Annotated in this window: 8 protein-coding genes, 1 other RNA gene and 1 pseudogene; 6 read left to right on the top strand and 4 right to left on the bottom strand. The window is 55.7% G+C overall.

The features are described 5' to 3' along the window. Positions 1-135: 135 nt before the first annotated feature. The 3 genes from AC13EY_RS11980 to AC13EY_RS11970 are packed head-to-tail and all read right to left on the bottom strand — an operon-like array spanning position 136 to position 2,285. A complete protein-coding gene (locus AC13EY_RS11980) occupies positions 136-447 on the bottom strand; it encodes an RnfH family protein (protein ID WP_228246836.1) in 312 nt (103 codons plus the stop codon). Further along, positions 440-874 carry a type II toxin-antitoxin system RatA family toxin gene (locus AC13EY_RS11975; protein ID WP_335599094.1) on the bottom strand — a complete coding sequence of 145 codons (435 nt, stop codon included), beginning with the start codon at positions 872-874 and terminating at the stop codon, positions 440-442. Before AC13EY_RS11975 ends, AC13EY_RS11980 begins: the two co-directional genes overlap by 8 nt. Positions 875-881: 7 nt before the next feature. Next, positions 882-2,285, bottom strand: coding sequence for a sodium-dependent transporter (locus tag AC13EY_RS11970; protein WP_335599095.1), 1,404 nt, complete (start codon positions 2,283-2,285; stop codon positions 882-884). A gap of 147 nt (positions 2,286-2,432) precedes the next feature. Here AC13EY_RS11970 and smpB point away from each other — a divergent pair, with 147 nt between their 5' ends. The 5 genes from smpB (at position 2,433) to AC13EY_RS11945 (ending at position 8,828) form a co-directional block, all read left to right on the top strand. Next, positions 2,433-2,915, top strand: a complete 483-nt coding sequence (gene smpB, locus AC13EY_RS11965; RefSeq protein ID WP_088276359.1) for an SsrA-binding protein SmpB — start codon at positions 2,433-2,435, stop codon at positions 2,913-2,915. A gap of 298 nt (positions 2,916-3,213) precedes the next feature. Further along, positions 3,214-3,569, top strand: a transfer-messenger RNA (tmRNA) gene (gene ssrA / locus AC13EY_RS11960). Positions 3,570-3,666: 97 nt separating this feature from the next. Beyond that, the gene (locus AC13EY_RS11955) at positions 3,667-6,000 is read left to right on the top strand and encodes a site-specific integrase (RefSeq protein WP_482875888.1); all 2,334 of its coding nucleotides are present in this window, start codon (positions 3,667-3,669) and stop codon (positions 5,998-6,000) included. Positions 6,001-6,312: 312 nt separating this feature from the next. After that, positions 6,313-7,572 (top strand): tyrosine-type recombinase/integrase, encoded by a 1,260-nt coding sequence (locus AC13EY_RS11950; RefSeq protein WP_482875886.1) that lies wholly within the window; start codon positions 6,313-6,315, stop codon positions 7,570-7,572. Positions 7,573-7,907: 335 nt separating this feature from the next. Continuing rightward, on the top strand, positions 7,908-8,828 hold the full coding sequence (locus AC13EY_RS11945; protein WP_482890418.1) for a site-specific integrase: 921 nt from the start codon (positions 7,908-7,910) through the stop codon (positions 8,826-8,828). Positions 8,829-9,723: 895 nt separating this feature from the next. On the opposite strand, the gene AC13EY_RS11940 is transcribed toward AC13EY_RS11945, so the two are convergent. After that, a complete protein-coding gene (locus tag AC13EY_RS11940) occupies positions 9,724-10,557 on the bottom strand; it encodes a P-loop NTPase family protein (protein ID WP_482875884.1) in 834 nt (277 codons plus the stop codon). Positions 10,558-10,756: 199 nt separating this feature from the next. Here AC13EY_RS11940 and AC13EY_RS11935 point away from each other — a divergent pair. Beyond that, positions 10,757-11,011: pseudogene (locus AC13EY_RS11935) on the top strand (IS21 family transposase); the annotation flags it as partial.

Genomic DNA, 11,011 nt, shown 5'->3' with positions numbered 1-11,011 from the left:
TGGCGACAGTGAACAAGGATTCCTGAGTGATATCGGCGCCACGCATGGAAATCGGGGTTCCCGGCAGATTGGAGCCGATATCGTAAACCTTACACGGCAAAGTCAGACAGACCGTAGGCGAATTTCAACAGGCTGCTAGTCTTCCGTCTTGGCCGCCTTGGCCTTGGCAGCGCGCTGCTTGCGCACTTCCTTCGGGTCCGCAATCAGCGGACGATATATTTCCACCCTCTCTCCTGACTGCAGCACCCGCTCTGCAGGTTTGGGGACGGCCTTGCCGAAAATACCCAGCGGGGCACTTTCCAGATCCAGCTCGGGGAAGTGCTGATCCATGCCGGACAGACGCACGGCGTCCAGCATGCTGGTGCCCTCGGGCACATTAAGCGTCACAATCTTCTGCTTGTGGGGCAGCGCATAGGCCACCTCCACCACCATGGTCTTCTCAGCCACCCCAGGTCTCCTTGGCCCGCTGACAGAAGGCGTCCACCATTGCATTGGCTGCCTGATTGAACAACGGCCCCAGCGTCGCCTTGACCAGGGCGCCGGCGTACTCGAAATGCAGATCCAGAGTGATCTTACACGCCGAATCACCAAGCGCCTTGAACTCCCAGGCACCACGAAAATCGCTGAACGGGCCATCCACCAGACGCAGCGTAATGCGCTCGCCCGGCACCAACGCATTTCGGGTAGTAAAGGCCTGGCTCATGCCGGCCTTGGCAATGTCCAGACGGGCACACATCTCGGTGTCAGTCTCACTGAGAACCGTCGCACCGGAGCACCAGGGCAGAAACTCCGGATAACATTCAACCCGGTTAACCAGGTTGTACAAATGGCTGGCCGGATACGGCAACAAAGCCGAGCGCTGAATGTGGGTCATGCAATCTTCACTTGGTCAGTTCGGTGACGAGGATAATCAGAATCCCCGCAGGGGCTACATAGCGTAACAGCGAATAGATGAGCGGGAACAGGCGGCGATACTTCAACGCCAGCTCATCGCGGAATACATCGCGGTCCAGCACCCAGCCTGCGAACAGCACAAACAGAAGACCACCCAGAGGCAGCATGATGCGGCTGGTCAGATAATCAATCGATTCAAAGAACGTCATGCCGCCCTCACTGGTCCAGCGGAACAGGTGCCAACCGTCAGCATCGGACACAAAGAACCGCGCATCCGCCAGCACGTTGAACGACAGCACCGTACCCAGGCCAACTACCCAGCAGAGCAGCGCAATCACCGAGGTCACCCACACACGACTGCGACCACTGCGCTCAACCCAAAACGCCACTGCCGGCTCGAGCATGGAAATCGCCGAACTCCAGGCCGCTACAGTTACCAGCACAAAGAACACAACACCAAACAGGTTACCGCCGGCAATATTGCCAAAGGCGATTGGCAGCGTGACAAACATCAGGCCCGGCCCTTCATTGGGCTGCAGCCCGGCGGCAAACACTACCGGAAACAGGGCCATTCCCGCGGTTAGTGCTACGACCGTATCCAGCAGACCAACCGTCAGCACTGTCGATCCAATGGACGCCTTGCGCGGCATATAGGCGCCGAACACCATGATCGAGCCGACACCCACGCTCAGGGTAAAGAATGCGTGCCCCATGGCGGCCAGAATACCGTCAGGCACCTTGGCCAAATCAAACTCGAACAGAAAGCGCACACCCTCCATGAAATGACCCGTGGTAAGGCTGTACCCCAGAAGCGCCACCAGCAGTACAAACAGCATCGGCATCAGAATCCGCAGCGTGCGCTCAAGGCCCGCCACCACACCCCGGGCAATCACCCAACCGGTGAGCAGCATAAATAGCGTATGCCACACCGTCAGCCGAACCGGGTCGCTAACCAGGCTGCCGAAACGCTGCCCCCCACCGTCACCGTCAATGCCGGCAAACTCACCGCGCACCATGCCAACGATATAATCGAGCGCCCAGCCAGCCACCACGCTGTAAAAGGACAAGATCAGCAGCGCACCAGTCATCCCCATCACCGCAGCCCAGGACCAGGCGGACGAAGCGTTCGAGTATCGGGAAAGCGTCTTCAGCGTATTGACCGGGCTCTGTCTGCCGCGCCGTCCCAGCAGGGTCTCGGCCAGCATCACCGGCAAACCGATCAGACAGATGCAGATCAGATAGACCAGAACAAAGGCGCCACCGCCATATACACCAGTCATGTAAGGGAACTTCCAGATGTTGCCGAGGCCTACGGCAGATCCGGTTGCCGCAAGAATGAAGACCCAGCGGCTTGCCCAGATCCCGTGAATGGAGACAGCGTCTTTGCTCATAAAGAGTCCCGGAGTACCCAAAAAAAGGAACGCATTGTCCAGATTTTAACCAATCACCACAAGGTCAAATCGCCGCAGGCATGAAAGCCCTCCACCCGCAAAATCCGCCGATACAGCATAGGAAACTACAGGTATACTGACGCGCCTATGAGCAAGCAAAAGAAATCCCCGGCCAACAGCGGCACCATTGCGCTGAACAAAAAGGCCAAACACGACTATTTCATCGAGCAGCGCTTCGAAGCCGGCATCGCACTGACCGGCTGGGAAGTAAAGAGCCTGCGCGAGGGTAAGGTGCAGCTGGTCGACAGCTACATCCTGCTCAAGAACAACGAAGCCTTTCTGCTGGGCGCCCACATCACGCCGCTGAAGACCGCCAGTACGCACGTCATCGCCGACCCGACCCGCACCCGCAAACTGCTGCTGCACGCACGCGAACTCGACAAGCTGGTCAATGGCGTACAGGCCAAGGGCTTCGCCTGCGTCCCGCTCGCGCTGTACTGGAAGGGTCACCTGGTCAAATGCGAAATTGCCCTGGTACGCGGCAAAAAGGACTTCGACAAACGGCAGACAGAGAAAGAGCGCGACTGGGATCGCGAGAAGCAACGCGTCGTACGCGAGAACCATCGCTAATTTTTTTTTTGCTACCCGCTGAACTTTCCCGCAACCAGCCCGTCATACCCTTTGACAGGCTGGTCCGCTCCACCAGCCGGTTTATGGTTTAAAGCATGTAACGCCTATACCCTGACTCGTCAGGGTATTTTTTTGTCTGCCGTGGCGGCTCGGGGAAAACGAAATGCGTCAGGCCGCTTGACGATCACGCCCGCACACCGCGCAAACCGGGCAGAACCGCCCTGGCCTGCAAACGATAGCTATTACTCAGGGAACCTTTCGCGTACAATCGCATCTTAGTAACAGACCTGAAAGATTTGGGGCCGATTTGGATTCGACGACGGTTACAAAACTTGAGGGGCATGCCGAGCTGGTAGCAGAACTCGTAAATTCGCTGCTGCAAACTTATAGTTGCCAACGACGACAACTACGCACTAGCCGCTTAAGCCGGCTAGCAGCCTCTAGGGGATGCCTGTAAACCCGAAGATTTGGCTGTCAGATAGAACAGGATCGCCGCCAAGTTTGCTGTAGACGTAACGGCTAAAACTTATACAGCTCGCTCCAAGCACCCTGCCACTCGGGCGGCGCGGAGTTAACTAAGTAGAGATGGCTAAGCATGTAGAACCGATAGCGGCGGACTGGCGGACGGGGGTTCAAATCCCCCCGGCTCCACCAATTTGACAAGAAACCCGTCTAGAACGCGGGTTTCAGCGAAGGAAGGGTTTGGTAGATCGCACAAAGTCCATCTGGGACTTAAAAGAGGCGCTCCACCATGTCCAACTCACGCAAACAGCAACATCTTACCACCTCGCCCAACGGGGTGTTTCAGTATTACCTCACTTTGCCGGCACACCTGAGCAGCGAGCCACGCTTGCCCGCTCAGGTTCGCTGGACTCTCGGGCGCGACGCATCCCTCGCACGCACCCTCGCCCAACTGCTCGACGCCGAGCTCTCCCTGATCCTCAAACCAGGCGACACTCTGGTTACGCCAGAACTGGTACGCGAACGGCTCGAGCAGGCTAAAGCTTGGCTTAAACGCACACTGGATAACGCAGCCAACCCTTGGGGAGCTCTTCCCGAGCCCAGCCACCTCGGCAAGCAAGACCTGACTGCAGCCAAACAGAAACTGGCAGAAGCTAGCGCCAAACAGACCACCCTTTATAGCGTCAAGCCCGGCGGTGAACTGATTTTGTCGATTACACCCAGTGACGCCCTCCAGTCAGCACTGGGCCTTCGCTTTCACCGCCTTGACTGGCCCCTCGGCACATCAGAGCAAGAAAAAGCCCAAGACGCCGCCGTCTACGCATTCGCCGCTATAAGCCATCTGGAGCAGCACACCCCCGACGCCGCCTTGCAGCACCCCGCCACATTCAACGCGCTCGCGCTGCATGAGTACCTTCGTAATGCCAGACCAGACGGTGGCGCTCATGTTGCCGACATCCCGCCCGACCTGCCCGGCTCGCTCGCGGCATACCGCATTCACAGCACTCTCACATCACTGAGCTGGCCCAAGCCCCGCTATTCAGCTTTTGTCAGCCGACAGCTGGAGTCCGGGCTCTACACCCTTGAGCTCGCGTCATGCACACTCAAAGACAAGCACCCAATCCTGGCTAGCCGAGGATTTTCGCTCACCCTGCCGACCACCTCCGCGATCATAGCCACGCTCCTAAATGAGCGCTTGACCTCTGCCGTCGAGAGCACTCTTCAAATTCATCTGCGTCGCGCCCCAACAGACGCGTCACTGGAGCAAGCGAGGCAAGAGCTTGAAGCCCTGACCCGTGGTTTTCTGGGCAGCATGTTGGAGCAATCCCCACTACCAAGCCTACCCAACGCCAGACCACTGACTGACAGCAACCCAGCCCCAGTCGATCCAGCGAAACACGCCCTGGCAACAGCACTCGCAGCATTACTGCCAGAAGACCAGCGCAGCCAGCTTGAAGCGCTGATCAGCAACACCAAAGTCACCGTCATCGATAGCAAAGCGGAACAGCTCAACGGCATCACGTTCGGTGAGCTAGCGAAACGCTTCCAGCAGGCTCAGATCGACGAGGGTGCCTGGACACACGTTAAAACCACGCCACAGCGAATAGCGCGCCTCAAAATCATCGTCGAGCTCATCGGCGCACACCGCCGGCTGAAGACACTGCGCCGCACAGACTTCCTGACACTACGCCACCTACTACGGTTTCTGCCGTACGGCGCCCCTCAGCTTGCAGCTCGAGAGCGAATATCAATCAAGCAGCTCATTATCGAAAGGACAGCACCGGCGATCAATCCGCGTACAGCCAAATCGTACTTTGAGCTCGCCAAATCACTCATTCGGTACGCGCAAGACCAAGAGCTGATTGAGCACGACATCACCGCCAACCTGACATTCAAAACCCGCAACGCGCCCCCACCACGACGGCGTACCTATACCCACGAGATGCTAACCAAGCTAGTCAAAGGGCCAGTCCATACCGCCTCACAACTGCCCTCATGGCGCATGGACGAGTACAAGTTCTGGCTGCCACTGCTTGGCCTTTACACCGGAGCGCGCCTAGGGGAGCTTTGCCAATTGCAGCTGCGCGACGTTCGATGCAGCAACAACATCTGGCTGATCAATATCGACAACAGCGACGGCAAGCAAATCAAAAACACCCAGTCGATACGACAGGTTCCGCTGCACGAGGAGCTCATCAAATTGGGGTTTCTAGACTTCGTCAGCCAACAGAAGAAAAAAGCACCCCATACTGACGCCCCGCTCTTCGACTCACACCGGCAGTACTCCCAAGTACCCGTGAGCCACGTTGCCAGCAGATGGTTCGGCAGCTACGTGCAGCAGTGCGATCTTGCCCAGGAGAAGGCAACTTTTCACGGCCTGCGGCACACCTTCATCCAGCAATTTCGCATGCAACGTCTGGATATGCTAATCGCCAAAGCGCTTGTAGGGCACGTCGATACCAGCACGACCGGCGGCTATGGCGACATCTATCCGCTACACGTACTGAAGGAGGAAATCGACCAGCTCGACTTCAGCCTCGACCTAACGCACGTCTCCTACGCCCGGTACCAGTCCCTGCGGGCAGCGCAAGCCGGTAAGCAGATAGGTAGACCCGCCAAGTAACCCACCAAGCTGACTGGCCGCACAGCACACCATGCGTGCGGCCAATTTTTTTCAAAAAAATATTGTTACAGCACGAACAAATAAAAGACATGAAAGACAAGTGCGCCGCACCACGTCAAAGAATCTCAATAACCCCAAAAACAAATAACAATTCCAATAAAAACAACCAGAAAATTGACAAACGGTCAATTTTCAACCTGATACACAACAAAATAAAAACGAGATAAAGCGGTCGAATTAGCAAATTTTTATTATTTACCTCGAAAGAAACTAGCAATAGTATTGCGCCATATCGACACACAAGGGCACAGCATGACAGCGACAGTTTCAGCAAAAAAATTGGTACCGCTCCTCGAGGGGTTTGAGCTTCAGTACGACCCCAAGTACGAAAAGTTCTACCCGACACTGCTGAAACAACTGCTTCCAGTCACCCAGCTTCTGCAGCAACTGGACTCCTCGCCAACAGTTCAGTCGTACTTCGATGAGGTCTGCCAGCGGTTCATCGACGCAAATAACTACTCAGTAAAAGGCCGCAACATGCTTATCGCCCGCATGGGCAAGTTAAAAAAGGTGGTAAGCGACAACGACCCCAAGCGACGGATGGCCGAGCTTTCGCCACAGGACATTGCAAGAGTAAAACGCGCCCTGCCCAACGCGCTGGTGAAGCAAAAGCGCTCGAAAAGTCAGGGCGAAAGCATCCAGACTTACTACCAGCTGTTTAATCGAGTAATGGCAGAGGCATTCAACGATCACTTCATCTCGACCCAGCTAAAACTGAGCAACCCGAGAACAAAGAAAGCTGATAACACTAAACCGTTCAGCACTGACGAGATTTGCTCCCTATTGCAGGGCTGGCCTTATCAAACGCATACCGACAAACAGGCGCAAGCTCTCAAATTCGACGCCCAGTCGTTCAGGTTCTGGCTGCTTCCCCTTGGCCTTTTTACTGGGGGGCGGCTGAACGAGCTGTGCCAACTGAGGGCACACGATATACGTCCGGACGGACACGGCATTCACGTCATCAGCATTAACGATGATGGCTATAACAAGAGCCTCAAGAATGAGCAGTCACGGAGGGAAATCCCGATTTGCAGCGCCCTGACCGACATGGGGTTTCTGGAGTTTGTGCAAGAACGTCGAGATCAGGCCGGCAGCGCAGCGCTGCTGTTCGCGGAGCTATCATTTTCAAGCGAACACCTCTATTCCAGGGTTGCCAGCCGTTTTTTTTGCGGCAACGCGACCGGAAAGGGCTACATCGGCGCACATTGTGAGCGCGCCACAGAGGGCTCTCTCAATTTTAAAAGCTGTCGCCGAAGCTTCGCTCAACGGCTTCAGGCCTCGGGGGTAACCGACAGCCTAATCTCGCACCTGTTAGGGCACAGGAGCAGTGCCCATGAGGTAACACAGAGGCACTATCTGGATACCCCGCTAAGCGCATCTCTCAAGGCGGCGCTGGAGCAGGGCCTACAGTATGGCGTTCCGCTATCGCACTTGAAGTGGGCAAACTATAAGCCACTCATGGCGGCACAGCGCGGACGAAAAAAGCGCGGACGACAGCCAAAAGCAGCCTGAGGCGGATACCACACTTTGGCGCTCACATCCGGCCCGAGCCGGCTACCGAATTTGATGTCAAACAAAGCCAGGCAGCGCGCTGCCAGAGCGCGTACCCACGGTACGTGCTCATGCGCGCGAGTACGTGCGCACACACCATACCCGCGCTTCGGGTATGGGGGCGCAGTGGCGGCATGGTGTTGGCGAGGGCATCACGAACAACGGTGAGGTGAGGCCCAGCCAGTGCCATGCCGACATGATTTTTCGCTCCGACCAGGAGCGAAAAAACAAGCGCCCCTTCGCGAAGCGGCTGCTTTTGACATCAAAAAAATAACAATAACTATAAGGATGCCAACATGCTGAAGAGCACCGAAGAACGATACCGAAAACTGGCAAGAAACTTCTACAAAACGAGAATGCCAGGCACACAACTCTCAACAAGCGCGATATGCGAAGCATTGACGAGGTGTGCAGCAGACTACAGACCCGGCTACTTCAGAGTCCTGAAAAATGCACTGTCATTCGACGTTCGTGAACGTGGCTACCCAGCAGCAGCCAAGCGGATCGTGCTAACACCTAATCCAACCACCTTGCCTGGCAGCACCATCCCTCCTAAAGAGAAGCTTCACGCGGTTAAAGCCCTGAGCGAGGATGATATTGCCGCACTTCTGCATCACCTAGGAAAAACACGGCACTACGACGTTTTTGCTGCCGTTACGCTAGCTTGGCTGCTCGGCGTCCGACCCTGTGAAATGCACTCGATTCAGGTCTCTGGTGAGGGGTTCCATATTATTGGAGCAAAAAAGGACGATCAAGGCATCAGGGGTGCCGACCGAGATATAACGTTCCCAAACCAAACAGATTTTGAGCTTGCGGCTAAAGCAGTAGACCTGTATCGACACTCACACCGCAGCGCTGCGGCAATCAGGGATACTCTGCGAGAACAATGCAGGCAGCTTTGGCCCAGACGTAAAGTACAGCCAACGCTAAGAAGCTTACGACACCAAATGGGCTCCAACCTCAAAGCCTCTGGCATCGACCCCAGGCTCATGGCTTACATCATGGGGCATCGGTCTACGCGATCGATTGAGCGATATGGAGACAGGCGTACGGCAACAAAGCGCCGCTTCTCCTTACCGGAGGCAGCATCCAATGCAGACCTTTCGAAAGTTAGAATCTGCAGGAAAAGTAAACCAGCGTGGTATTCGGCAGAACCTGCGGCTAAGGGCGTAAGCCCCAAAAATACGCACCAACAGACTAAGCCTCGCACTGTTTAACCACAATCTGCACGGCGCCAGGGACTCGGCGCCAGCGCATAAAACAACATGCCACATGCTTCGCATACGGATTCCAAAAGCGGAAAGAAGCAACACCAAGCAACGCACAGGCCGGTAAAAATAAAAAATGCCGCCCCTTTCGAGACAGCCTTTTAGAACCCCTTCATTGCCCTTGGATTCGCGGCGGTGCTTTATAACCTACCGCAAATATGTGTCCAAGCGCCTACGGATTGATGGCACCAGAACTGATAGCCCGGGCCTACACCCAAGGAACGACCTCGTTGCGGATACTCTCCCCAAACTCATCTGCTCCAGTGAGGACTCAGCCCTGACGAACAGCTAAGAAACCCTTAGCAGTTGCCTTCTCGGCCAACTCGCCATCGTTATAGATGGCTTTCAGGTGCATCAGCACGTTTTCTGGCGCGGTGTCTAGATTCATGTTGGACTACGCCTGCTCCGGTAGACTGTGATGTCGGAAGGGCAAAAGGCAAGACCTGATCCCATCACTTATTTTATCCCATTGATATGCTATGTCAGGGGGCTCGTTCACAGAAACACCCCCACGGACGTGAGGAAGACTCGCCAGGCAAACGGAAAACAAGGCCTGAAACACCCCCACGGACGTGGGGAAGATTGTCGCAGTCTCCCAAGTGCAGGCGGGCTGATGGAAACACCCCCACGGACGTGGGGAAGATTCACCATTGCTGGTCTCATACTGCGTAATTGCATCGCACTTGACCACCCAATTGCGTTGCCGCTGACCAGTCAATTGCATTCGTGCTGACCACCGTTTGTATCCGACTTGACCTGTACACGCCGAAGAGGTGACCGGCAGAGAACGGCCAATAGCGGTCATCTGGTGTCTACAGAAACAGCGGCTATTCAATGAGCTGGTTCAGAGCACTACGATCTCTTCAGCGGACAACCAGCCTGCTTCAATGACTCTATCTTTCGCAATCTCTGGTTGAGAGCTGTAGACCACGATGGCCAAACTTTCCTCAGCACGACTGCAAGTGACATAGAGGAGCCTTCTTGTTCGTGATAGCGATGTGTCCTTACCCTCGCTCTCATTTTTCATGTCGTTCGCCGAAGCCGGTGTAACACCGAGCAACTTTTCATAGCTGAATAGAAAGCCGCCGGCCTCCTCGTCGCTCAGGATCACCATCACCCGGGGGAACTCTAGGCCTTTGACACCCTGGTGGGTACCGTAGGGCGAAAAGCCATTTGCATAGCCTGCAAAGGCCGCCATCTCTGAGTAACGACGCCCTAGGACAACCCGATAAGCATGGACTTCAAGTGCGCGACGATCGGACGTTTCCGGCGCTGGATCTGAAGTGGCACCTTGAACCATTGCCTCAACGAGTCGATCGGGCAACGCAAGCAAACCTGTACTCAGTAGGATTTGAGCCACCTCCTCAACCAAGGGATCGTTACCGTTAAGCATCTCGCAAAGTGATTGAGTCGCTACTCCAACAGATTCAAGTAGCTCGAATTGATTGTTGCCAGCTGTTTCCAAGTGCTTAGGATCAAGTAAAGGGGAGCGCAGTCGCACAGCCTCCATAAGCGTGAAATCATCCGAACGGGCTGCGGCAACGATTGGTGCGACCCCATCAAAGAACATCTTGAGGATGGGTAACGTACCGTCCAGCAACGCGGTATTCAGATGCTCAACAGCATAGAGTGGAGCGAACACGCCTTCTGCATATTCCGGCCCATCGTGACCGCCCATTCCGTTTGAACGTGACCGCCTGTTCCGGACTAACGTGACCGCTCATTCCGTTTTATCGTGACCGATTTTGGGTGATATCCCGGAATCACCGGTCACGATGCCGGAATCGTCGGTCACGTTCCCCCGGAATCACTGCCAACACACTGGAATTCTTCAACTTAATCGCGCATACCGCTTCTTTTTCCATGAGGAAGGGCGGATGCCGGCTGCGAGGATTTCCATGCGACAGATCACCGAGGTTTTGCGCCTCAAATACGAAGCCGGTCTCAGTCACGAGCGCATTGCCCGTGCCTGCGGACTCTCCAAGGGCGTGGTCGGCAAGTACGTCAGCCTGGCCCAGGTCCAGGGCGTTACCTGGCCACTGCCGAAGGACCTGGACGAGGTTCGGCTTTACGCGCTGCTGTTCCCGGCCAAGGCGCCACCGTCACGCTTTGCCGAGCCCGATTACTTCCAG

Source organism: Halopseudomonas sp. L-58, assembly GCF_056859475.1.
Note: the sequence above shows the minus strand (reverse complement) of the source record. Positions and strands in the feature narration are given on the sequence as shown.